Source organism: Paenarthrobacter sp. TRD_SC_7, assembly GCF_056156245.1.
This window is the reverse complement of sequence record NZ_CM149587.1, coordinates 1,215,084-1,238,677: the sequence shown is the minus strand read 5'-3', so window position 1 is coordinate 1,238,677 and position 23,594 is coordinate 1,215,084. Positions and strand designations below refer to the sequence as shown.

Sequence of the window (23,594 nt, the reverse complement as noted above, 5' to 3'; positions counted from 1 at the left end):
CGCGTAAAACACAAGTTGGCGGCAGTGTTCGAGAAGAACACTGCCGCCAACTGTCGTTCTGCTGGTTTCGTTGAACCCGGCCTAGGTGCCCAGGTTCCTCCTATCGACTACGAAGCCTGTTGCTGCGTTTTCGCGGACCGCGTTGATACCGGCCACAACGGCTTTAAGATTCGGAAATTGCGGCGACACTGCCACAACTGTGCCGTCCTCGGCCGTGAGCCGGAATCGGAATGTGTTGGATCCTGCCCTAAGGATTTCAAAACTGCCAGCCATTTTCCCCTGTTCTTTCACGCGTCGTTGCGTATCCGAGCTGACTTCATAACTCCCTCATCGACCATATCGGCCATTTCAGACCACCAAAAGGCCTACTGATCGGTAATTTACAACCGATATTGGTAGATCTCTTGGGAAAGAACCTAAGGAGCTAGAGACCGCATGGGGCCCCGCGCGTATCGTGAGGATATGACTGACACCGGCACAGCCCCCACCACGGGCGTGCTCCTCGCTGCAGGCGCCGGAACGCGCCTAGGCCGCGGCCCCAAAGCGCTGCTCCCCTTTCGAGGCAGGACCTTGGTGGAAGTACTGGCCGACACGCTGTTCGACGGCGGCTGCCGCGAGGTTGTGGTGGTGCTCGGCGCCGAGGCCGACAATGTCCGGCGAAGCACCGATTTGGGCACACACGTGGTGGTCGAGAACGAGAACTGGGCCAAGGGGATGGCCGGTTCCTTCCGCGCCGGCATAGAGGCGGCCACTGCCGGCAACAGCATCATGGTGGCCTTGGTGGATCAGCCCGGATTAACCCCGACGGCGGTGAGCAGGCTGCTGGGCAGCCATCGTCCCGGCCGGGTCACCGCTGCCGCCTACCCTGATGAGTCCGGCCGCCTGAAGCGCAGGCACCCGGTGATTTTCGACGTCGGACTCCGTGCCGAAGCGGCCGCGGCCGCTCATGGCGACACGGGCGCGCGATCATTCCTCAAAGCGCATCCCGGGCTGGTGGATCTGGTGGACTGCAGCGACCTCTGCTCCGGCGAGGACCTGGACACGAAGGACCAGCTGCACCTACTGGAGATCTGAGATTTGCCTGCGAGGTAAATTAAGGACATGATCCGCATCGAAACTGATGATCCCGCACGCCCTGATGTCCACCAGCTCCTCAGCGAGCACCTGGCCGACATGTTCGCCACCTCCCCGGCAGAAAGCGTTCATGCACTGGACCACTCGGCGTTGTCGCACGAATCGATCACGTTCTGGACAGCCCGGGAGGGTGGCGTACTGCTGGGATGCGGAGCGCTGAAGATGCTGTCCGCCGGGCATGCCGAGATCAAATCCATGCGCACCACCGCCGGTTCACGCGGGCGGGGTGTGGCCACCCTGATGCTGGAACACATCGTGGCCGAAGCGCAGGCCCGTGGCTTCCAACGCCTGAGCCTGGAGACCGGCACGGAGGAGTACTTCGCTCCCGCACGCCGGTTGTATGCCCGGCACGGATTCACGGAATGCCCGCCGTTCGGGGATTACACCCTGGACCCGAACAGTGTGTTCATGGAGCTCGCCGTCTCACCCAAGTAGGTGTTTCACCCAATTAGGTCGCAGCTGAGCGCGTTTTGACGGCTCAAAACGCGCTCAGCTGCGACTCAGTTGGGGATGAGAGTGCGGTCGCGGAGGGCCAGGTAGATCTTGTCCCGTGCGATGGGCAGCTCGCCAAAGCGGATCCCGGTGGCATTGCGGATCGCGTTGGCCAAGGCGGGAGCCACCGGGTTGAACGGGCTCTCACTCATGGACTTGGCACCGAGTGGGCCGGTGGAGTCGTTGGTGGTGGCAAAGTAGACCTCGCTCCGGGGCACGTCCGCGAACGACGGGATGTGGTACTGCCGCAGGATGTCCGTGGTGACCCGTCCGGCGTCGTCCACTTTCACTTCCTCGTACAGAACCGCACCGAGGGCCTGCGCGATGCCGCCCTCAATCTGCCCACGGCACTGCCGCGGGTTCACCACTACGCCAGCGTCCGCAGCCTGCACGCTTTGCAGGATCCGCAGCTCACCTGTTCCAGTATTAACAGCAACGCGGAAGCCATGGACGTTGAACGCCACGGAACGCGGCGTCCCTCCCCAGTTGCCGTCCGTGGCGAGCCGAACGCCTTGGAGCTGGGCAGCGTCGACAATTTCTTTCAGGGGAACGGTACGGTCGCCGCACTGAACAGCTCCGTCCACCAAACGGCAATCCGCCAAGGCAGCTCCAGTCAGCGACGCGGCAACAGTCTGGATCCGGGTGGCCAGTTCCAAGGCCGCCCCGAGCGTCGCCTTGCCGGCCACCACCGTTCCGGCTGAACCGAACGCTCCGGTGTCGTGCTCCACAAGGTCGGTATCCGATTGGCGCACGGCCACCTTGGACGCTGATGTCGCCAGCGCGGTGGCAGCCAACTGCGCATGGACAGTTGTGGTGCCGTTCCCGAATTCCGCAGTACCGACGTCGACGGCGAACCTTCCGTCCGATTCCAGGCTCACCCGGGTATGGGCGAAGTGGCCGCGGGGCGGGACGGTGTCGATCATGGAAAGAGCGGAGCCCTCGCCGACCACCCAATCCGGTCCGAGGTCATCCAGCCCAGCGGCCCGGTAGCGCTCCTTTCCACGGTCCAAAGCGTCCCGGACCAACGCCACGCACTGATCCAGGCCGTAGCTGCCGTAGTGGACGTCTTCTTCAGGTTCAGGAGTGGTGGACAGCATGTGATCTCCGGGCCGGACCATGTTCTTGAGCCGGAACTCGAGCGGATCCATGCCGATACCGACAGCCAACTCGTCAATGGCCGACTCGATCGCGAAGATCATCTGGCTCAGCCCATACCCCCGGAAAGCACCCGCGGGGACGGTGTTCGTGTACACCGCGTGCGCATCCACTTTCTTGTTCACGCACTTGTAGACGGCCAATGACTCTCCGCACCCATGGAACATCACACCGGGAGCGTGGTTTCCGTAGGCACCGGTGTTGGTGAGGACGTTCAGTTGGAGCGCAGTGAGGGCACCGTCGCGGCTGGCGCCCGCCTTGAGGTGAATGGTGAAGGGGTGCCGGGTGGTGGTGGCCGTGAACTGCTCGGTACGGGTGAATTCCAGCTGCACGGGCCTCCGCAGTGCAAGGGCTGCGAGGGCCACCAAGTCTTCAGTGAGGACTTCCTGCTTGCCACCGAATCCGCCGCCAACCCGGCCGGCCACTACCCGGATAGTCTCAGGGGGCAGGTTGAACACCCGGCTCAGCGTCCGCTTCACCAGGAAAGGTACCTGCGTGGACGATCGGATCGTCAAGCGACCATCCTCATCCAGCCAGGCAATGGACGCATGGGTCTCCATAGCCACGTGCTGGACCCGCTGCGTTTTATAGGTGTGTTCGTGGATGAAGTCCGCGGCTGCGAATCCGTCGGCCACGCTGCCCAGTTCGGCATGAACCTCGGCCACCACATTCTGGAGCGGGCGGGAAATGCGCGAGAAGACGCCGTCTTTTTCCCCATGGATTGCCGGGGCGCCGGGAAGGATGGCCTCCTGGGGCGTGAACACTGGCTCAAGGAGTTCGTACTGCACCGCCAACGCACGGGCTCCGGCCTCCGCTGCACTCACGGATTCGGCCACGACGGCGGCAACCCGCTGTCCGATAAAGCGCACCACGTTGTCCAGCACTCGGGTGTCGTCCGGGTCATCGTTGAAATTCTCGTGTTGGGCCGTGGAGAACAGCAGTTGCGGAGCATCTTCATGGGTAAAGACCGCTACGACGCCGGGAACGGCCAAGGCCGGGGCTTTGTCGATGGCTACTATCCGGGCGTGCGGATACGGTGAACGCAGGAGCTTCATGTGCAGCAGGCCCGGGAGTTGCTCGGCCGGGACATCAAGGGTGTAGCGGGCGGTTCCCGTAACCACGGCCTGGCCGGCGGGTGCGGGGACGTTGTCCCCGAGCTGACCGGGAGTAGCCTCCACGGCGGCCGGTGGTTGTACCCCGGAAACTGAGTGCGCCCCGGAAACGTCCGCTCCGGCGTCGTGCTTGTGATGGCCACCGAGACCGCAAACCGCGTCCGCAATGGAGCGGTAGCCGGTGCAGCGGCACAGGTTTCCCTTGAGGTTGCGGGGCAGGTTGGCGCGTTGCTCGTCGTCGAACGATGCGGCGGTCATCATCATGCCCGCCGTGCAGAAGCCGCATTGGAAGCCCTGGGCCTCGAGGAACTGTTCCTGCACAGGGTGCAGCCCATCAGCGGAGGCGAGGCCCTCGATGGTGGTGACCGCTTTGCCCTCGGCGCGGATTGCAGGGTAGATGCAGCTGTGGACGGGGGTGCCATCCACGTGCACGGTGCAGGCACCGCAGTCGCCACCGTCGCAGCCCTTCTTGACGCCGAAGTTGCCCTCTTCGCGGAGGAATGTGCGGAGGCATTGTCCGGGGCGGGGTGTGGCCTCCGAGGCAGCACCATTGATCTCAATTGCCATTCCGGGCCTCCTTCTGCTGGGTGCTTGGTACGGCTGGCTGGGTGGACGGTTGGGGCGAGGTGGCGTGCGGCGGCCAGAAATCCCCGGAAACGGTCATCGATTCGCCCAGCAGCTCTGCCCGGATTTCCTCGGCCAGCTTGAAGGTCATGTCACGACGCCATGCAGGTAACCCGTGGATGTCGTCGTGGTACAACGGCCAGGGAATGGAACTCCCGACGGCGTCAGCCAGCGTCCCGGCGTCGGGAACCTGCCCGGCGGGGAACCTCAGTTGTACCGGCCTTTTGGTGGACGCGGTCACGGTTATGACCAGGCCGCCGTCGGGGTCGAGCCGCCCGATCAGCAGCACGCCGGAGCGGCCCAGGTTGCTGAGCGACAAGCGCCGGAAGGCAACCCTTGCGGAGAGCGCGCTTGCGGGCACATGGATGCTGCGAAGCAACTCCCCCGGCGCCAGGACTGTCTGCATATCCCCCGTGACGACGTCGGCCACCGGAACATTGCGGCTGGTGCCGTCCGGACTGAGGATGGAGGCCACGGCGTCGAGTCCTGCGCAGAGTGATGTCATGGGCCCCGCCGGCAGGCCGGTGCAAATGTTGCCGCCCACCGTGGACATGTTCCAGATCTTGAACGAGGCCACGAATGAGTCACAGCACGGGCGTATCAGGGCCAGTCCGGGCCATTCACGGTTGGCTATTTCCGCTGACCGCGGCAGGGCGTAGAGCTCGGCGACGGTGCAAGTGGCCGCAAGTTCGAGGCCATGGTCCGTGACAGTGATGGCGGGCCAATCCGCTTGGCCGAGGTCAAGGAGGCGCTTCAGGACCGTGCTGCCGTAGGAGAAGAGGACAGTGCCTCCGGCGAGCCAGGCATCGCCGTCGCGCCATTGTGCCGGGTCCGTGGTGGGGACCACGGCCTCGATGGTGTTCATGTCCATTGGTCCTCCTGAGTGAGGTGTTGGTCTGCTGCGTGAGTCGGGGCTGAGTGAATCGGGCCGGTGCTGTCCTTGAGCGAAGGGAACCCGGGTGCTTTGGAAGTCTTTTGGCCAGTTCCACGCTCAGCGATGATTTCGGCCGTGATGGAAACTGCTACTTCGGCAGGAGTCACGGCGCCAAGGTTCAGTCCGATAGGCGAATGCAGCCGTTCCAGGGACTCCGGCGGAGTGCCTGCCTCAAGCAAGGCATCGATCCGTTGGCGGTGGCTGCGACGGGAACCCATCGCGCCGACGTACACCAGGTTCAACCGGAGGGCGCTCTCGAGCAAAGGGATGTCGAATTTGGGGTCGTGGGTCAGGACGCACACCACGGTGCGGGAGTCGATGCGTCCTGCGGCCGCCTCGGCTTCAAGATAGCGGTGCGGCCAGTCGGTGACCACTTGGTCTGCTCCTGCGAAGCGGCTTTGCGTCGCGAAGGCAGGCCGGGCGTCGCACAGGGTGACGTTGTATCCGAGGAGTTGCCCGGCAGGTAGCAACGCGGCGCCGAAGTCGTTGGCACCGAAGATCAGCATCCGTGCTGCAGGCAAACGGCTTTCCACGAACAGGGTGATGGGTTCGGGCTGGGTGTCCTCCCGCGGGGGTGCAGCCAATCTCTCAGTGGTAACCCAGCCGTCGATGCACCCCTCGGGCGGTGCCAAGCGGACCAAGCCGGCGCGACCACCTTGGAGCAGCGGCTCCACTTGGGCAGCAGCGGCGAAAAGTGTGGAGGGGTGGTCGCCCAGCAATTTGGCCAGTTCCTCGGATTCCATGGCACGGAACCGCACGGGATCGTTGACCACCATGACACCGCCCTGACCATCGAGCCGGCGGATCAGTGCCGCAGGGCGCTGAGTCTCAGCAAAAACAGACAGTTCAGGCGATCCAGCCCTGAGCGGCTGGATGTGGACTTCCAGTTCCCCTCCACAGGTGAGCCCGACGGCGAACGCGTCCTCGGCACTGTAGCCAAAAGACTCAAGGCGAGGGCCGCCGTCGCGCATTGCTTCCATGGCCGCCTCAACGACGGCACCTTCCACGCAACCACCGGACAAGCTGCCCAGGATTTCGCCGTTTTCGGAGACCATCATGGAGGTCCCCATGGGCCGCGGCACGGAGCCGCCAGTCCCTACGATCGTGGCCACAGCACACAGTTGGCCAGAGACCGCAGGCCGCCAGCTGCCCAGTGAAGGCATCAGATCCAGCATGGCAACACATCCTTATTCCAGGTGTCCCGGCCAGATGGCCCGGCCGGAGCAGTGCGCGATCTTGCCTCATATTCTCATTTCCAGAGGATGTTGAGGGCTAGTCGCGGTTAATCAGTAAGAGTTCAGTCAGTAAGAGTTCATAGGAACGGGGGCAAGGGCTTCATCTCCCTGCCCCCGTTCCCTGACGGAGCGTCGGTACCCGTCCCTGAATCACCAGGGCCGCCGCCCGCCGTCGTGCCTGTTCCGGTGGTGATGTTCCGGAAGGACGACGACGGCGGACGCCTATTCGTGCGGTGGGTTCCGACGGACCGTCGATCGGAGTGCCGGAATTGGGCCCGCCGGCGCGGGGTGGGGCTCCGGGCTAGACACCCATCAATGCGTTGATGGGTCCCCGGGCGAAGTAGATGATGAAGCCGGCCGTGACCACCCACATGAGCGGATGGACCTTCTTAGCCTTCCCCGACGCCGCGCTGATGATGGCGAAGGAGATAAAGCCGACGCCGATGCCGTTGGCGATGGAGTACGTCAGCGGCATGGTCACTATGGTGAGGAATGCAGGGAGGGCGATGGAGAACTTGGTGAACTTGATCTCGCGGATCTGCGCCATCATCATCGCTCCCACAACCACCAGTGCTGCAGCAGCCACTTCCAGCGGCACTACAGAGGTGAGCGGCGTGAAGAACATCGAGCCCAGGAACAGCACGCCGGTGACAACCGAGGCCAGACCGGTGCGTGCGCCTTCCCCGATGCCGGCTGCTGAGTCGATGTACACGGTGTTGGACGAACCGGAGGTCGCGCCACCCACTACTGCGCCCATGCCTTCAACGATGAAGGCCGACTTCAGCTTGGGGAACGTGCCGTCCTTGTGTGCCACGCCTGCGCTCTTGGCCAGGCCGGTCATGGTGCCCATGGCGTCGAAGAAGTTGGTGAACACCAGGGTGAAGACCAACATCGTCGCGGCCAAGCCACCGATTCTGGCAAATGAGCCGAAGAGATCGAATTGGCCCACCAGGCTCAGGTCCGGGACCGAAACGAGCTGGCTCGACAGGATGGGCACGTTGAGGTGCCAGCCGCCCGGGTTGTCAGCGGTGCCCGGACCGATGTGGAACACAGCCTCGGCAACTGCGGCGAGGACAGTGGTGGCGACGATGCCGATCAGCAGTCCGCCCTGGATCTTGCGTGCCACGAGGATGCCCATGGTCAGAAGTCCAATAATGAAGACAAGGGTGGGGATGGAAGTGATAGAGCCGTTGTCGCCGAGCTGGACCGGCGGGCCGCCCGTAGTTGCGCGAACGAATCCGGAATCCACGAAGCCGATGAAGGCGATGAACAGGCCGATGCCAACGGTGATGGCGGCCTTGAGTTCCTTGGGGACTGCCCTGAAGATCGCCGTCCGGGCACCTGTGGCACCGAAGATGACAATCAGGATGCCGTTGATGACCACCAGGCCCATGGCTTCTGGCCACGTGACTTCCTGGATGACTGCGACGGCAAGGAACGAGTTGATGCCCAGGCCCGCTGCGAGGCCGAAGGGGAGGTTGGCGACCAGACCAAAAACAATGGTCATGACGCCGGCGGTAAGGCCCGTAACTGCACCTACCTGGGCTGCTGAGAGCCAGCCGCCGGCGACGTCGGTGGGGGCGTTTTCTGCCGAGAAGCCACCCAGGATGAGCGGGTTGAGGATGACGATGTACGCCATGGTGAAGAAGGTGACCAGGCCGCCGCGGAATTCGCGGGCCAGCGTGGAGCCACGCTTGGAGATCTGGAAGAACTTATCCAGGAAGGAGTTCGACACCGGAGGCTTGCCGCTTCCGGTTGCCGTGTGCTTTGCCGCTGTGGGCTCCGCGCTGTTGTCTCCATTGGGGAGGAGCGCGGCCTGCTTTTCAGCTGCTGTCTGCTTTTCAGCGGAATTGTCCAGGATTGTCATGTCAGCCACCGGGCCCTAGTAATCAATCCTGGAATCAAGCGTGTTCCATGTGTTGAACGGCTGGAGGGCCGCCGGAGCCTGGGGGTCGCCCAGTTCCAGCTTGGCTACCGGCATCAGCGCGTCCCGGTTGTCGTTCTCGAAGTACTCGTAGAAGACAGCGTCGTCGAAGCCGACGGATGCGGCGTCGTGACGGTCTGCGGCAAAAAACACGCGGTCAACGCGTGCCCAGAGTGCAGAGGCCAGGCACATGGGGCACGGCTCGCAGCTGGTGTAGAGGGTTGCTCCGCTGAGGTCAAAGGTTCCCAGTTCGCGGCAAGCGTTACGGATGGCTGTGACTTCTGCGTGTGCGGTGGGATCGTTCGTCGCGGTGACGCGGTTGACGCCTTCGAAGGCTCGTCCGTCCGCGGTCACAATGACGGCGCCGAAGGGGCCCCCACTGTTAAGGACATTGGCTGTTGCCAGCTCAATGGATGTGGCCAGGAATTGCTCGGCCGTGACGGTTGTACTCATGTTGCGACTTCCTTAGTGCTGAGGAAGCCAGGTGACCTGTTTGGGGGCGCTACAGAGAGGAGCTCCAGTTAGCTTGGTTACCAGGCTTCAGCATGTGCGATGAAGGTTAAGTTGCGCCTGGTAGATAGCTTCCCGAGGTCCGGGTGCCCGCCTTTGGCAGTTAGAGCGTAGCACCAGGTTTGTGAGCCGCGCCATAGTTTTTTGAAAACTTAATTTCGTGATGCGAAATTACCTGTTCCGCGCTTCTGGTCCCCGAATGTGACCCGGACGTGCCCGCGGGCGTTGACTGCCGCCGTCGAGCATTTTACGCTTTGGGGACCGGGCCGCGCTCTAGCGGGCCCGGCAACCTGGATCAGCAGACAGGGCCTAACTGAGCTGGAACGCGTACACGCCGACCAGACAAGGAACCCGCTATGTCGCAATCCCCTTCCCGGCTTTGGATCAAGAATCCGCTGGGAATCTTCACCGCAAACGACCTCGACGCCGGCGGCGGCCTGGTGGTTTCTGACGGAAAAATCGTAGAGCTCGTGCCCACGGGCGGGCAGCCTTTGTTGCCCGCTGCCGTTTTTGACGCTTCCGCACATGTGGTTCTTCCCGGGCTCATCAACACGCATCACCACTTCTACCAGACCCTCACCCGCGCATGGGGCCCGGTAGCCAACGCGCCCTTGTTCCCCTGGTTGCAGAACTTGTACCCGGTATGGGCCCGACTGACCCCGCGGAGCCTGGAACTCGCAGTTCAGGTTGCGCTGGCCGAGTTGCTGCTTTCCGGCTGCACCACCGCAGCCGACCACCACTACCTCTTCCCCGACGGCATGGAAGACGCCATCGACATCGAGGTAGCTGCCGTGCGCGCCATGGGAATGCGGGCCACGCTGACCCGCGGGTCCATGACCTTGGGAGAGGACGACGGCGGGCTGCCGCCCAGGACCACAGTCCAGTCGCCTGAGGCGATCCTTGCGGACAGCGAGCGGCTGATTCGTGAGTACCACGAGGCCGGCGATGGGGCTTCCGTGCAGATTGCGCTTGCCCCCTGTTCGCCGTTCTCGGTAACCAAGGAGATCATGGCCGAGAGCGCAGCCATGGCCGAACGCTTCGATGTCCGGCTGCACACCCACCTTGCAGAGACCATCGATGAGGAAGACTTCTGCCGTTCCATGTTTGGACTGCGGACCGTGGATTACTTGGAGTCTGTGGGCTGGTTGGGCAACCGGACCTGGCTGGGCCACGGCATCCACTTCAACGACGAGGAGATCGCCAGGCTGGGAGCCGCGGGCACCGCCGTCGCGCATTGCCCCACCTCCAACATGCGCCTCGCATCCGGGACCGCGCGGGTCCTTGAACTTGAGGCAGCGGGCGTTCCCGTAGGACTGGGGGTTGATGGGTCGGCGTCGAACGATGCATCCAACATGATCCTCGAAGCACGACAAGCCCTGTATTTGCAGCGTCTCCGGTACGGAGCCTCAGTACCCGTCGAGCGGGCCCTGGGGTGGGCAACGCGTGGGTCCGCTGCGGTGTTGGGCCGTTCCGACATTGGGCAGCTGGCTCCGGGTCTTCAAGCGGACTTGGCCCTGTTCAAGCCCGATGAACTGCGGTTCTCCGGCAGCCACGACCCCGTCGCCGCGTTGTTGCTCTGCGGAGCCGACCGTGCGGACCGTGTCATGGTAGGCGGCTCGTGGCGGGTAGTGGATGGCGCGATTCCCGGGCTGGATGTGGCTGGGCTGATCGCTGAGCACTCGGCGGCAGCGCGGAAGTTGGTGGCCGGGTAGTTCTGTTTGCCCGGCTGGGCCCGTTTCGGGGGTTCCCTGCGCAACATGCCGTTCGCACGGCACTGTCCGCAGCGGGCCCCCGAAGCAGGCTTGTCCACATAGTCCTACGCACCCCTGCCCTTGCCCGCCGGCTCATTGAAGTCTTGACTCATGACACAGAACAACAGCAACGAGCTTCCCGCGGGGATGGATTTGTGGCGGACCGATGAGCTCCACGAAGCAGGCTTCAACCATCGGAGGATTGCCGCGCTGGTTCGCTCCGGCGCCTTAGTACGACTACGTCGCGGTTGCTATATCCGAGGCAGTACTTGGACAGCCCAAAAGCCTTGGGTTCGCAGCCTGCAATTGATTGCTGCACACGCACACGGGACACTTTCGACGTCGTCTGGCGGCTTGGTCTACAGCCACACCTCAGCGGCGCGTCTCCATGGCTTATTCCTGTGGGATGTTGGAGACAAAGTCCACATCACAACGGAAACAACAGCGTCCACCACTTCCCACGGCAAGGATGTCGTGCCGCACACCCGCCCGCTGGCGATGATGGGGGCTGTTTTCGTCAAAGGAATGCCTTGCACCACGTTGGAACAGACTGTTGTGGACTGCTGCCTCATGCTCAACTACAAACAAGCACTGGTGCTAATGGATCACGCCCTCCGAAAAGGTGCCGATGCCTCGAAACTGCGAGAGATGTGCGCATCGTTGGCCGGACGTAACGGAGTTCTCACTCTTCGCCGGGCTTTGGAGAATGCCGATGCCCGATCCGAGTCACCCGGCGAAACCCTGACCCGCGAACTGCTGCAACGGTTGAGGATACAGCTGCCCGAACTACAGCTGAAGGTGGCGTCAGCGGAAGGTCACCATCGGCTGGACTTTGCATGGAGGGAAAAGAAGGTTGCCCTGGAGTTCGACGGAAAGGTGAAGTACTTCGACTACGCACCCACCGCCGAGGTGATCTACCAGGAACGGCAGCGAGAAAAGGCCCTCACCGAGCTCGGCTGGAAGTTCATCCGGATCAAATGGCAGCAGTTGTTTCGGGAGCAGGAGTTCAAAACAACAGTGCTGAGGGTATTGCGGGGAGCAAGCTAGAGCCCGTCTCGGGGATTAGCTGCGCATTCGATGGTGCGCACGGCACGCTGCGCAGGGAACCCCCGAATCGGGCTGCGGCAACGGACGGGAGGGCCGGGCAATGGAAAGGCGGGCGACACCTCCCCAGGTGCCGCCCGCCTCTTTGGCTCTGTTGCGCAGAGTCCGTGCCCCGCAGATGCAGGAGATCTCAGGGGCGCTGCCGGCCGAATACCGGGAGCGCGCGCAGCCAACGGGAGAACCCGCCGGCTTTGCGGTCACAGTCGGCCGGAATGTAGAAGTCCGGATCTGTCGCACCGAAGGGCAGGTACAGCTCCTGACCCGGCGCCGGGAATTCCACGACGTTGTTCGTATCCTTCGAGTCCATCTGTTCCTCCTCTTTCTCATGCCTACAGTTTCCGCTCTTCGGAAAACTTTTATTGTTATGTGGAAAGTGTAGGCAGCCGGGAAACAACGCGTCAAGACCCCCACCAACGCAAAGTGAGTTGCCCCGGTCACATTTGGATGATTCATAACGATCCTTCGGAACCCGTATACACAAGACGAATTAGTGCGCTACTCTCGAATCAGTTCGTGGCGTAGGTCACGTAACCTGAGAGCAGCAGGCAGGGTCGTAATGAGCTGGCATCAATGGATGTCGGCTCTTTTTTGTTGGGTCGGCTCCACCAGAAACGCAGTGGAAACACGCGCTTAATTTCATTGATGGAACGTAGGTTCCACCTCACAGAAGTTGGGATATGACCATGAGCAACAACATCGTCCTCGGCGAAAACCAGTACGGCAAAGCAGAAGTCCGCGTCGTCAAGGTCACTCGGGATACGGACCGCCACCACATCGAAGACCTGAACGTCACCTCGCAGCTGCGCGGCGATTTCCAAGCCGCACACCTCGAAGGCGACAATGGCCACGTCGTCGCCACCGACACCCAGAAGAACACGGTCTACGCTTTCGCACGTGAAGGCATCGGCTCCCCCGAGTCCTTCCTGCTGCGCCTTGCAGATCACTTCACCGGCGGGTTCGACTGGGTCACCGGCGGCCGCTGGGAAGCCGAGGCCTACAGCTGGGACCGCATCCAGGCCCACGGCGAGGGACACGACCACAGCTTCGTCCGCAACGGACAAGAGGTGCGTACCGCCGTCGTCGTCCGTGATGGCGCAACCACGCACGTCATCAGCGGCCTCAAGGACCTGACCGTCCTGAAGACCACGCAGTCCGGTTTTGTCGGCTATCCGCGCGACAAGTACACCACCCTGCCGGAAACCACCGACCGCATCCTGGCCACCGATGTATCCGCCCGTTGGCGCTACAACACCAACCTGGACTTCGCCGGCACCGACTTCAACAAGAGCTACGAGGACATCAAGGCCCTCCTGCTTGAAGGCTTCACCGAGAACTACTCCCACGCCCTGCAGCAGACGCTGTTCGACATGGGCAAGAAGGTCCTGGAAGCACACAGCGAAGTGGACGAGATCAAGTTCTCCATGCCCAACAAGCACCACTTCCTGGTTGACCTGAGCCCGTTCGGCCTGGACAACCCCAACGAGGTCTTCTTCGCCGCGGACCGCCCGTATGGCCTCATCGAAGCAACCGTCCAGCGCGAGAACATCGAAGCTGCGCCGGTTGCATGGAGCGGCATCGCCGGCTTCTGCTAAGCCCGCACTAAAAACTCACCGATCAAGGGTTTGTGTGCAGGTCCCCCCAACGGCGCCCCGTAAAGGCCGGGCCTGCACACAGACCCAACCCCAAAACCCCAAGCTTTGTTAGCCAGACACAGTTAGCCAGACGAAGACGTCTGCCATGAACCCAGAAAGTCTGCCATGAACATCAAGAAGAAGTCCCGCCCCGCGAATACCACCTCTTCGCGGAAACATCAGCCGGAACGTCCCGAGGACCAGCGCCTTTCCATCGGAAGCACCTTCGCCTACGGCTTCCAGCACGTTCTCACTATGTACGGCGGAATCATTGCGCCCCCGCTGATCATCGGTGCGGCCGCCGGCATGTCCTCACAGGACATCGGCCTCCTCATCGCCGCCTGTTTGTTCGTTGGCGGCCTGGCCACCATCCTCCAGACTGTGGGCATCCCGTGGTTCGGTTCACAGCTGCCATTGGTGCAGGGCGTGTCCTTCGCCGGCGTTTCCACCATGGTGGCGATCGTCCAAGGTGGCGGCGGGATCCAGGCGGTGTTCGGCTCGGTCATTGTGGCCTCGCTGATTGGCCTGGCGATCACTCCCCTGTTCTCCAAGATCATCAAGTTCTTCCCGCCGGTGGTCACCGGAACCGTGATCACCACCATCGGCCTGACGCTGATGCCGGTTGCAGCAAACTGGGCCATGGGCGGCAACGCCAAGGCGGACAACTACGGCAGCATGGCCAACATCGGCCTCGCAGCAGCAACCATGGGCGTGGTCCTTCTCCTGAGCAAGGTTGGCAACGCCGCCATCTCGCGGCTCTCGATCCTGCTGGCCATGGTCATTGGCACCATCATCGCGTTCGTGGCCGGCATGGCTGACTTCTCCAAGGTGGGCCAGGGCGACATTGTCGCTTTCCCCACGCCCTTCGCTTTCGGCGCTCCGACCTTTGAAATCGCCGCCATCATCTCCATGCTCATCGTCATCCTGGTGACCCTGACCGAGACTTCGGCGGACATCATCGCAGTGGGCGAGATCGTGGACACCAAGGTTGACTCCCGCCGCATCGGCGACGGCCTCCGCGCAGACATGCTCTCCAGTGCCATCTCCCCGTTGTTCAACTCCTTCACGCAGAGCGCCTTCGCCCAGAACGTTGGCCTCGTTGCCATCACGGGCATCAAGAGTCGCTTCGTGGTCAGCGCCGGCGGCCTCATCCTGGTTATCCTGGGCCTCCTGCCAATCCTGGGCCGTGTTGTCGCAGCGGTTCCGACGCCCGTCCTGGGCGGCGCCGGCGTCGTGCTGTTCGGTACGGTGGCAGCCAGCGGTATCCGTACACTCGCCAAGGTTGAGTACAAGAACAACATGAACCTGATCATCGTGGCGGCATCGATCGGCTTCGGCATGATCCCCATCGCCGCGCCTTCCTTCTACGACGCGTTCCCGTCCTGGTTCTCCACGATCTTCCACTCCGGCATCAGCTCGGCAGCCGTCATGGCCATCCTGCTGAACATCCTCTTCAACCACTTCAAGGCCGGCAACTCGGACAACCAGTCGGTGTTCGTCGCGGGCACTGACCGCATTGTCAGCGAAGAGGACATCAAGTGCCTCAGCGAGGGCGACCGGTTCGAGAACGGCAAGCTCATCGACGCCGACGGCAAGGAAGTCCCGCTCAAGACGTCCAGCGCGTCAGAGCACTAGCTCCTGATCCGCCGAGATGCCACTTGACGCCCATGTTTGCGGAAAACATGGGCGTCAAGTGTCATCTCGCGTTGAACGTACGACGGCGGCACGCACCATCGGCGCGAACATCACCGCCGGGTGCCACTCGCCGTAGGATCGGGCCATGACCGAACAGCCCAAGATCCAACAAGCCCCCTGCTTCCGTTCACTGGCCTTTCGCGAGATCCCGAAGCCCGACTACGCGGACGTTTGCCTGGCCACACTGCCAGACGGCGCGGGTACGGATCCGGCCGAGTGGGCGGATCGACTGTTCTCCTTGGAGTCCATGCCGCGTTGGGTTGCCGCCGCAATGGGTTTGCGTCAGGCGCTTGTGCCCTTGATCGGCGTTCCGAAGGCACCGCGGGACACGTTCAAGGTGACGGACCAGGCGGGCGAAGAAGCCCTGATCTTCGTCAGGGACAAGCACCTGAATTTCGCGGCCGCCGTCGGGGTTGATCCGGTGGGCCGACTGATCAGGGTGACTACCGCCGTCGAGCTTAAAGGGTGGCGCGGGAAGCTCTACTTCGGTGTGGTGCGGCCGATCCACCCGATCGTTGTGAACGCGATGCTGAGGAAAGCCACCCGCTCAAAATCCGCGCCGAGCTGACAGATAATGCCCATGTTTTTGGAAAATATGGGCATTATCTGCTAACTCGGCGCTAGTTCTGGTTGAGCTCCGCGGAGATGGCCATGGCTGCCTCACGCAACATGGGCACGGCACGGTCGGCGAAGCTCTGGTCCACGCGGGTGATGGGCCCGGAGACGGAGATCGCCGTGGGAGTAGGTGCGTTGGGCACGGCCATGGCGAAGCAGCGCACACCGAGCTCCTGCTCTTCCTCGTCAATGGAGTAGCCACGTTCGCGGATGAGTTTCAGGTCCGCGAGCAGGGAGTCGATGTCGCCGATGCTCTTGGCCGTGGGAGTGGGCATGCCTGTGCGGGCCACGATGCCGCGGACAACCTCGTCATCCAGCTGGGCGAGGATGGCTTTGCCCACCCCGGTATCGTGCGTGTGGGCGCGGCGGCCGACTTCCGTGAACATGCGCATGGAGTGCATGGACGGGACCTGGGCAACGTAGATGACCATGTCCGAATCAAGGACAGCCATGTTGGAGGTCTCGCCGAGTCGTTCCACCAGGGTCTTCAGCTGGGGCCGGGCCACGGCACCAAGCTGCTTGCTGGCACCTTCGCCGAGCCGGATGAGCCGAGGGCCCAACGCGTAGCGGCGGTTGGGCAGCTGCCGGATGTAGCCGAGGGACACCAGCGTGCGGAGCAGGCGGTGGATGGTGGGCAGGGGGAGGTCAGTGGACGACGAAAGTTCACTCAGGGTGACGTCGCCGCCCGCATCCGTAATCAGTTCCAGCAGTTCAAAGACGCGCTCAACGGACTGCACGCCTCCGGAGGCTTTTTCAGCCATTCCCTTGTCTCCAATGACTCAGATTCCGACAACTCTTATCCGCATCGTGAAAAGAATTGCTTAGAACACCCAACATACAGCACAGCGCCCACCTGCGCGATGACACCGAACATGACCAAGCAAGGGGTTGTGTTTCCACTTTGTAGATAATAATATCCATAATACGAAAACACTCAGTTTGGAACGGCGGCCCGGGAACGGGCCTAACAGGAGGAATTTCAATGGCGAATCCGAGCCCCGGAAACTCGATCACCCTGCGCGTCGCCGCACCGTCGAGCTTCACCGCTACCAGCGAACTGGCCGCAGCCGTCGGCGCAGCCGGCGCAGCAATCACCGCGCTGGACGTCACGGAATCCCACCACGAGACGCTTGTTGTTGACGTCACCTGCAACACCACCGATGACGACCACGCAGCCCGCGTGAAGGACGCCCTGAACGCCCTCGACGGCGTCACCGTCCAGCATGTCTCGGACCGCACCTTCCTCATGCACCTTGGCGGCAAGCTCGAAGTCGTCCCTAAGGTAGCCCTGCGCAACCGCGACGATCTCTCGCGTGCCTACACTCCCGGCGTCGCCCGTGTTTGCATGGCGATCGCAGAAGACCCGGCCGCAGCCCGCAACCTGACGGTCAAGCGCAACACCATCGCCGTCCTCACCGACGGATCGGCCGTCCTGGGCCTTGGCAACATCGGCCCCGCCGCGGCCCTTCCGGTCATGGAAGGCAAGGCTGCACTGTTCAAGCAGTTCGCCAACGTTGACGCCTGGCCGGTCTGCCTGGACACCCAGGACACCGAAGAAATCATCATGATCGCCAAGGCCATGGCCCCGGTTTACGGCGGCATCAACCTCGAGGACATCGCCGCACCGCGCTGCTTCGAAATCGAGAACCGCCTCCGCGAAGAGCTGGACATCCCGGTCTTCCACGATGACCAGCACGGCACCGCGATCGTTACGCTCGCGGCTTTGGTCAACGCCCTCCGCGTTGTGGACAAGAAGCTCTCCGAGGTCAAGATCGTGGTATCGGGCGTCGGGGCTGCCGGTTCCGCCATCATCCAACTCCTCAAGGCCCAGGGCGCGCAGCACATCATCGCCGCCGGCCGTTCCGGAGCCATCCACTCGGGCGAGGAATACGGCGACGAGCACCGCAGCTGGATCGCAGCGAATACCAACGAGGAAGGCTTCTCCGGAACCTTGCACGACGCCCTCAAGGGAGCGGACGTCTTTATTGGTGTCAGCGCCCCGCACGTGATCGGCGAGGAGCAGGTTGCTTCGATGGCCGAGGACGCGATCGTGTTCGCCATGGCCAACCCGACGCCGGAAATCGACCCCGTTGTCGCGTCCAAGCACGCAGCCGTGGTTGCCACCGGTCGCAGCGATTTCCCGAACCAGATCAACAACGTGCTGGCCTTCCCGGGCTTCTTCCGGGGCCTGCTGGACGCCGGTGCCTCGGACATTACGCCGAACATGCTGGTGGCCGCCGCCGAGGCAATTGCCAACCGGGTAGCTGACGATGAGCTGAACGCGAGTTACATTATCCCCAGCGTCTTCGATCCCCATGTTGCCGCCGATGTAGCGACCGCCGTGGCCAACGCGGCGCACGCCAACGCCGCCAGCGCACTCTAGAAAAAGGAATCCGCTCACATGGCTATCACAGTCACCGATCCCCGGCCGATCGATCGCGCCGAGGAAATCCTCACCCCCAAGGCACTGGCCTTCGTCGAGGAACTGCACAAGCGCTTCGCCGGCACCCGCGAAGAGTTGTTGGAGGCCCGCAAGGTCAAGCGCCAGAAGGTTGCGGACACCAGCCGCCTGGACTTCCTCCCGGAGACCCAGGAAATTCGCGACGGCGACTGGAAGGTCGCCGAGGCACCGGCAGCTTTGCAGGACCGCCGCGTTGAGATGACCGGCCCGGCAACTCCGGCCAAGATGGCCATCAACGCCCTGAACTCCGGCGCCAAGGTATGGCTCGCGGACCTCGAAGACGCCAGCACGCCCACATGGCCCAACGTCATCGACGCTATCCTCAACCTCCGTGACGCCGCCCAGGGGACCCTGAGCTACACCTCGCCCGAGGGCAAGGAATACCGCCTCCGCACCGACGCTCCGTTGGCCGTTGTGGTGGCCCGTCCCCGCGGCTGGCACATGGAGGAACGGCACCTGCTGATCGACGGCGAACCCGCCGTGGGTGCGCTGGTGGACTTCGGCCTGCACTTCTTCCACATCGCCAAGCAGCTTCTCCTCAACGGTCAGGGTCCGTACTACTACCTGCCCAAGATGGAGAGCCACCTGGAAGCACGCCTCTGGAACGAAGTCTTCGTGTTCGCCCAGGACTTCCTCGGCATCCCGCAGGGCAGCGTCCGCGCCACCGTGCTCATCGAGACCATCCCGGCCGCGTTCGAGATGGATGAGATCCTCTACGAACTGCGCGACCACGCCTCGGGCCTGAACGCCGGCCGCTGGGACTATCTCTTCAGCATCATCAAGTACTTCCGTGATGCCGGCGAGGAGTTCGTCCTCCCGGACCGCGCCACAGTTGCCATGACCGCTCCGTTCATGCGCGCCTACACCGAACTCCTGGTCAAGACCTGCCACAAACGCGGCGCCTTCGCCATGGGCGGCATGGCCGCCGTCATTCCCAACCGCAAGCAGCCGGACGTCACCGCCGCCGCCTTCGACAAGGTCCGCGCCGACAAGACACGCGAGGCAAACGATGGCTTCGACGGCTCCTGGGTGGCACACCCGGACCTCGTCTCCACCTGCCGCGAAGTGTTCGACTCCGTGCTCGGAGACCGCCCCAACCAGCTCGATAAGCAGCGCCCCGAGGTAAGCGTCACCGCTGAGCAGCTCATCGACGTCGCCTCCGCGGGCGGAACCGTCACGGAAGCCGGCCTGCGCCTGAACCTGTACGTCGCCGTCGCCTACACGGGCGTGTGGATCTCCGGCAGCGGTGCCGTTGCCATCCACAACCTCATGGAAGATGCAGCGACGGCGGAGATCTCCCGTTCGCAGGTCTGGCAGCAGATCCGCAACAAGTCCGTCCTAGCGGACACCGGCAACACCGTGACCCGCGAACTGGTCACCCGAATCCTGGGCGAAGAGACTGAGCGCCTGCGCATCGAATTCGGCGACGAGAACTTCAAGAAGTACTACGAGCCGGCGTCCAAGCTGATCGAGGACATCTGTTTGTCCGATGACTACACAGACTTCCTCACCACGCCCGCGTATGAGCTGGTGGGCTGAGATGGGCTCATTCTCTTCATCTGATCTGGCCCACATCGAGTCGCAGCTTGCCGCGACGGACCAGTTGCTGGACCGCAACTACCCGGGTGACGACGGCTCACGCCAGCCCATCCACACCGTCTACATCCCGGCTGACCGCTTCACGCCTTCCCTTGCGGCAGAGTGGGGCGCCCAGGCACTCGCGACGGCGGAAGCTCACGGCGGCCTCGAAAAGCTCGGCCAGCTTTTGGGCCAGGAGCCTCAATTGGCTGCTGCTGTTGCCGAACGGGTTGCTGCAAAGCTCTCTGCTGAGCCGATCGAAGACCTCCGCCTGGACTTCGAAGACGGCTACGGCGACCGCGGCGATGAGGCGGAAGACGCCGACGCCGTTGCTGCCGCCAACACCGTTGCCGCTGCAGTTTCGGCCGGAACAGCTCCGCCGTTCATCGGCATCCGTTTCAAGTGCTTCGAAGCGCCCACACGCGCCCGTGGGCTGAAGACCCTGGACCTGTTCGTGTCCACGTTGTCTGAGGCCGGCGACCTCCCTTCCGGCCTGATCCTCACCCTGCCCAAGGTCACCACGGTGGCCCAGGTGCAGGCGATGGACTTCGCAGTGTCCCGCCTTGAAGAAGTCCACGGACTCCCTGCCGGCAGGCTCCGCTTTGAGGTGCAGGTGGAAACGCCGCAGCTCATCATCGGTGCTGACGGAACCTCGCCCGTGGCACAGCTCCCCCACGTCGTTCCGGGCCGCATCAGTGCCCTGCACTACGGGACCTACGACTACAGCGCTTCGCTCGGCATCTCGGCTGAATACCAGTCCATGGAGCACCCCGTGGCCGACTTCGCCAAGGAAGTCATGCAGCTCGCTGTTGCCGGCACCGGTATCCGACTCTCGGACGGATCCACCAACATCATCCCCGTGGGCGATGGCGTGGAAGATGCTTGGAAACTGCACGGCCGGTTGGTCCGCCGCTCCCTGGAAAACGGCTACTACCAAGGGTGGGACCTGCACGCAGCCCAGCTGCCCAGCCGCTTCTCGGCGTCGTACGCGTTCTACCGCGAGGGCCTGCCCGCCGCGGCGCTCCGCCTCCGCAACTACGTGGAACGCACTGAAGGCGGCGTCATGGATGAGCCCGCCACCGCCCGTGCCCTGGCAGGCTTCGTCCTCCGCGGCGTCCAGTGCGGCGCAGTGGGGACCGACGAGGTCAAGGCGCTTGCCGGCGTCGAACTTTCACAGCTGACCGCACTGGCGCACCCGCGGCTCGCGCAACCGACTTCCCACTGATAGGAGCATTTCGCATGGGCAAGTACTACTACCCTCAGGGCGGCCTGCCGCCGCAGACCCAACTCACCACGGAACGGGCGATCGTCACCGAGGCCTACACGGTGATCCCCAAGGGCGTCATGACGGACATCGTCACCAGCAACCTGCCGGGGTTCTCCAACACACGCTCGTGGATCATCGCGCGGCCAATTTCCGGCTTCGCCACCACGTTCTCCCAACTGATCGTGGAGATCGCACCGGGCGGCGGGGCACCCAAAGCCGAGTTCGAGGCCGGGGTTGAAGGCGTCATCTTTGTCACCAAGGGCCAGGTCAACCTCACTCTCGACGGCGAAGTGCACCAACTTGAAGAGGGAGGCTATGCCTACCTTGCTGCCGGCGCGGAGTGGGGCCTGGAGAATGTCTCCGACGACATCGTCTCCTTCCACTGGATCCGCAAAGCCTACGAGCGCCTTGAGGGCTTCGAAGCCAAGTCGTTCGTCACCAATGAGAAGGACGTGGAGCCCACCTCCATGCCGGACACGGACGACGTCTGGAAGACCACGCGCTTCACTGACTCCAGCGATCTGGCCCACGACATGCAGGTCAACATCGTCACTTTCCAGCCCGGCGGTGTGATCCCCTTCCCGGAGACCCACGTCATGGAGCACGGCCTGTACGTCCTGGAGGGCAAGGCCATGTACCTGCTCAACAACGACTGGGTTGAGGTTGAAGCCGGCGACTTCATGTGGCTGCGCGCGTTCTGCCCGCAGGCTTGCTATGCGGGTGGTCCGGGCGAGTTCCGTTACCTGCTGTACAAGGACATGAACCGCCAGGTTAAGCTCACGTAATTTGCTTGGCTTGCGCCGAGATCGCCGGAAAGCTGCCAGTTCGCTGAGAGCCTTCCGGCGGTTTCGGCGCGGGTCCGGCGAACTCAGCGGCGCCGGCCGATGCTGAGCCCGGCCCAGAACGCGAGGACCAGCAGGCCAAGGACGGTCACGATCAGCCCCATTTGCGTGCCTTGGCTGACCATGGCCACACCGTTCCCGAGGAAGATCGTGTCACTCAACGGCGCGTAGGCAAACCACCCGAAGTCCGTGCTTTGGTTGTTCCACGCCACGATCAGCCCCACGATCACAGCGAGCAGCCCCAGCAAAGGCACGACGACGGCAGAGACACTGCGGGCAGGCCGCGGTGTGTTGTGTTCCCCAAGTGTGTTGTGTTCCCCCATGCGACCGAGTCTAACTGCACGAGTGCACCCAACTGAGTCGCAGTTAAGCGCGTTTTGAGCTCCCTAAACGCGCTTAACTGCGACTCAGTTGGGTTTCGGTTTGCCCGGGCCGCCGGCGATTCTGTAGGACTCCTGCAGTAACTCGTCGAGCTCTTCCACGTCGATGTTCTCCAGCCGGATCAACATCAGCTTCGGGGACTGCTCGTGATGTGGGGTCCAGAAGTAGGTGTCGGGCTCCATGGCTGCGAGCGCTTCGCGTTCGTCGGTTTTCACTGTCCCGACGCCTTCTTCCCACATGCGTGCCATCAGGGACTTGGCGAACCACGCGGGCTGCCCCCAACTCGGCCGCTCAGTCACTCCGGGCATACCCAGGCAGATGCGCCGGACGTCGTCTTCTGTGGCCATGGGTTCACTGTGGCACTCGTTGTTGTTCGGCGACAAGAGATCCGGCAGCACCGACCCGATCCTGTCGGACCCCTTCTGTAGAGTGCTGACCATGGATGACAAAGCGACGTTGCTCGGTTATTTGCGGCTCCGCAGGGCGGACTTGCTCGGGAAATTGGACGGCCTCAATGAATACGATGCCCGGAGACCCATGACCCCCACGGGGACCAACTTGCTGGGTCTCGTGAAACACGTGGCCAGTGTGGAGTTGGGGTATTTTGGGGAGACCTTCGGCCGGCCCAGTGACAGGGCGCTGCCGTGGTTTGACCATGACGCCGAACCGGATTCTGACATGTGGGTGCCGGTCGGCGAGAGCCGTGAGCAAATCCTGGAACTTCACCACTTCTCCGCCAAGCACAGCGACGAGACCGTCGAGTCCCTCCCCTTGGATGCGCAAGGCGTTGTTCCGTGGTGGTCTGAAGAGAAGAAGCACGTCACTCTCCACCAGATTCTGGTCCACATGTGCGTGGAAACGTCCAGGCATGCGGGGCACGCGGACATTATCCGCGAACTCATCGACGGCTCCGCTGGCCAGCGGCCCGGCGATCCGAACATCCCTGGACGGAGCACGGAAGAATGGGCAGCCCACCGTGCCCGCATTGAGCAGGCAGCCATGGAGGTAGGCCACAGCAACCCGTAAACCTTTACAGCCCACGCATATGTTGGGCGTGACGTTCAACTCCCCGATTGAGCTCACGATGCGCGATGGCATACTACGCTGAGATCAGGGGCGCGGACGTTCAACCTGTTCTTGGTGAGCCGT

General features: G+C 63.0%; 22 protein-coding genes. 12 read left to right on the top strand and 10 right to left on the bottom strand.

Features of this window, described 5'->3' with window-relative positions; genetic code table 11:
• Positions 1 to 81: 81 nt before the first annotated feature.
• On the bottom strand, positions 82 to 273 hold the full coding sequence (locus AC0J5Z_RS06210; protein ID WP_475038193.1) for a YegP family protein: 192 nt from the start codon (positions 271 to 273) through the stop codon (positions 82 to 84).
• A 162-nt stretch (positions 274 to 435) separates the two neighbouring features.
• Between AC0J5Z_RS06210 and nboR the strand changes: the two genes are divergently transcribed.
• Positions 436 to 1,074: a nicotine blue oxidoreductase gene (gene nboR, locus AC0J5Z_RS06205; RefSeq protein WP_475038192.1), complete on the top strand. Its 639-nt coding sequence runs from the start codon at positions 436 to 438 to the stop codon at positions 1,072 to 1,074.
• Positions 1,075 to 1,101: 27 nt separating this feature from the next.
• Positions 1,102 to 1,569: a GNAT family N-acetyltransferase gene (locus AC0J5Z_RS06200; RefSeq protein ID WP_475038189.1), complete on the top strand. Its 468-nt coding sequence runs from the start codon at positions 1,102 to 1,104 to the stop codon at positions 1,567 to 1,569.
• Positions 1,570 to 1,634: 65 nt separating this feature from the next.
• Here AC0J5Z_RS06200 and AC0J5Z_RS06195 read toward each other — a convergent pair whose 3' ends face one another.
• From AC0J5Z_RS06195 to AC0J5Z_RS06175, 5 genes are all read right to left on the bottom strand, one after another.
• On the bottom strand, positions 1,635 to 4,460 hold the full coding sequence (locus AC0J5Z_RS06195) for a molybdopterin-dependent oxidoreductase (protein WP_475038187.1): 2,826 nt from the start codon (positions 4,458 to 4,460) through the stop codon (positions 1,635 to 1,637).
• Complete coding sequence (locus tag AC0J5Z_RS06190; protein WP_475038185.1) at positions 4,450 to 5,388, bottom strand: FAD binding domain-containing protein; 939 nt, start codon at positions 5,386 to 5,388, stop codon at positions 4,450 to 4,452. The genes AC0J5Z_RS06195 and AC0J5Z_RS06190 overlap by 11 nt, the downstream gene beginning before the upstream one ends.
• Positions 5,379 to 6,626 carry an XdhC family protein gene (locus AC0J5Z_RS06185; protein WP_475038184.1) on the bottom strand — a complete coding sequence of 416 codons (1,248 nt, stop codon included), beginning with the start codon at positions 6,624 to 6,626 and terminating at the stop codon, positions 5,379 to 5,381. The genes AC0J5Z_RS06190 and AC0J5Z_RS06185 overlap by 10 nt, the downstream gene beginning before the upstream one ends.
• A gap of 361 nt (positions 6,627 to 6,987) precedes the next feature.
• On the bottom strand, positions 6,988 to 8,562 hold the full coding sequence (locus tag AC0J5Z_RS06180; protein ID WP_475038183.1) for an NCS2 family permease: 1,575 nt from the start codon (positions 8,560 to 8,562) through the stop codon (positions 6,988 to 6,990).
• 6 nt (positions 8,563 to 8,568) lie between these two features.
• Positions 8,569 to 9,063, bottom strand: coding sequence for a nucleoside deaminase (locus tag AC0J5Z_RS06175; RefSeq protein ID WP_017200639.1), 495 nt, complete (start codon positions 9,061 to 9,063; stop codon positions 8,569 to 8,571).
• A gap of 413 nt (positions 9,064 to 9,476) precedes the next feature.
• On the opposite strand from AC0J5Z_RS06175, the gene AC0J5Z_RS06170 reads away from it, so the two are divergent.
• Together AC0J5Z_RS06170 and AC0J5Z_RS06165 are read left to right on the top strand one after the other, a co-directional pair.
• Positions 9,477 to 10,832, top strand: a complete 1,356-nt coding sequence (locus AC0J5Z_RS06170; RefSeq protein ID WP_475038182.1) for an 8-oxoguanine deaminase — start codon at positions 9,477 to 9,479, stop codon at positions 10,830 to 10,832.
• 150 nt (positions 10,833 to 10,982) lie between these two features.
• Positions 10,983 to 11,918 (top strand): type IV toxin-antitoxin system AbiEi family antitoxin domain-containing protein, encoded by a 936-nt coding sequence (locus tag AC0J5Z_RS06165; RefSeq protein ID WP_475038181.1) that lies wholly within the window; start codon positions 10,983 to 10,985, stop codon positions 11,916 to 11,918.
• A gap of 187 nt (positions 11,919 to 12,105) precedes the next feature.
• Here the strand turns inward: AC0J5Z_RS06165 and AC0J5Z_RS06160 are convergent, their stop codons facing one another.
• Complete coding sequence (locus AC0J5Z_RS06160; protein WP_014922716.1) at positions 12,106 to 12,282, bottom strand: hypothetical protein; 177 nt, start codon at positions 12,280 to 12,282, stop codon at positions 12,106 to 12,108.
• A gap of 370 nt (positions 12,283 to 12,652) precedes the next feature.
• Here AC0J5Z_RS06160 and pucL point away from each other — a divergent pair, with 370 nt between their 5' ends.
• The 3 genes from pucL to AC0J5Z_RS06145 all read left to right on the top strand — a co-directional run bounded on the left by pucL (position 12,653) and on the right by AC0J5Z_RS06145 (position 15,869).
• Positions 12,653 to 13,567: a factor-independent urate hydroxylase gene (pucL, locus tag AC0J5Z_RS06155; RefSeq protein ID WP_187697099.1), complete on the top strand. Its 915-nt coding sequence runs from the start codon at positions 12,653 to 12,655 to the stop codon at positions 13,565 to 13,567.
• Between the two features lie 165 nt (positions 13,568 to 13,732).
• Positions 13,733 to 15,241 (top strand): nucleobase:cation symporter-2 family protein, encoded by a 1,509-nt coding sequence (locus AC0J5Z_RS06150; RefSeq protein WP_475038179.1) that lies wholly within the window; start codon positions 13,733 to 13,735, stop codon positions 15,239 to 15,241.
• A gap of 145 nt (positions 15,242 to 15,386) precedes the next feature.
• On the top strand, positions 15,387 to 15,869 hold the full coding sequence (locus AC0J5Z_RS06145) for a DUF2867 domain-containing protein (RefSeq protein ID WP_475038177.1): 483 nt from the start codon (positions 15,387 to 15,389) through the stop codon (positions 15,867 to 15,869).
• 52 nt (positions 15,870 to 15,921) lie between these two features.
• Here the strand turns inward: AC0J5Z_RS06145 and AC0J5Z_RS06140 are convergent, their stop codons facing one another.
• On the bottom strand, positions 15,922 to 16,677 hold the full coding sequence (locus AC0J5Z_RS06140) for an IclR family transcriptional regulator (protein ID WP_011776026.1): 756 nt from the start codon (positions 16,675 to 16,677) through the stop codon (positions 15,922 to 15,924).
• A 221-nt stretch (positions 16,678 to 16,898) separates the two neighbouring features.
• Here AC0J5Z_RS06140 and AC0J5Z_RS06135 point away from each other — a divergent pair, with 221 nt between their 5' ends.
• Genes AC0J5Z_RS06135 through AC0J5Z_RS06120 form a run of 4 tightly spaced genes read left to right on the top strand, consistent with a single transcriptional unit; the run spans position 16,899 to position 22,007 of the window.
• Positions 16,899 to 18,299, top strand: coding sequence for an NAD-dependent malic enzyme (locus AC0J5Z_RS06135; protein WP_475038174.1), 1,401 nt, complete (start codon positions 16,899 to 16,901; stop codon positions 18,297 to 18,299).
• Positions 18,300 to 18,317: 18 nt separating this feature from the next.
• Complete coding sequence (aceB, locus tag AC0J5Z_RS06130) at positions 18,318 to 19,916, top strand: malate synthase A (RefSeq protein ID WP_475038172.1); 1,599 nt, start codon at positions 18,318 to 18,320, stop codon at positions 19,914 to 19,916.
• Position 19,917: 1 nt separating this feature from the next.
• Complete coding sequence (locus AC0J5Z_RS06125) at positions 19,918 to 21,180, top strand: DUF6986 family protein (protein ID WP_475039593.1); 1,263 nt, start codon at positions 19,918 to 19,920, stop codon at positions 21,178 to 21,180.
• Between the two features lie 14 nt (positions 21,181 to 21,194).
• Positions 21,195 to 22,007, top strand: coding sequence for a bifunctional allantoicase/(S)-ureidoglycine aminohydrolase (locus AC0J5Z_RS06120; RefSeq protein WP_475038170.1), 813 nt, complete (start codon positions 21,195 to 21,197; stop codon positions 22,005 to 22,007).
• 83 nt (positions 22,008 to 22,090) lie between these two features.
• Here AC0J5Z_RS06120 and AC0J5Z_RS06115 read toward each other — a convergent pair whose 3' ends face one another.
• A complete protein-coding gene (locus tag AC0J5Z_RS06115) occupies positions 22,091 to 22,387 on the bottom strand; it encodes a hypothetical protein (protein WP_475038169.1) in 297 nt (98 codons plus the stop codon).
• Between the two features lie 84 nt (positions 22,388 to 22,471).
• Positions 22,472 to 22,792, bottom strand: coding sequence for an MmcQ/YjbR family DNA-binding protein (locus AC0J5Z_RS06110; RefSeq protein ID WP_475038167.1), 321 nt, complete (start codon positions 22,790 to 22,792; stop codon positions 22,472 to 22,474).
• Positions 22,793 to 22,883: 91 nt separating this feature from the next.
• Between AC0J5Z_RS06110 and AC0J5Z_RS06105 the strand changes: the two genes are divergently transcribed.
• On the top strand, positions 22,884 to 23,471 hold the full coding sequence (locus AC0J5Z_RS06105; protein ID WP_475038166.1) for a DinB family protein: 588 nt from the start codon (positions 22,884 to 22,886) through the stop codon (positions 23,469 to 23,471).
• Positions 23,472 to 23,594: the final 123 nt, after the last annotated feature.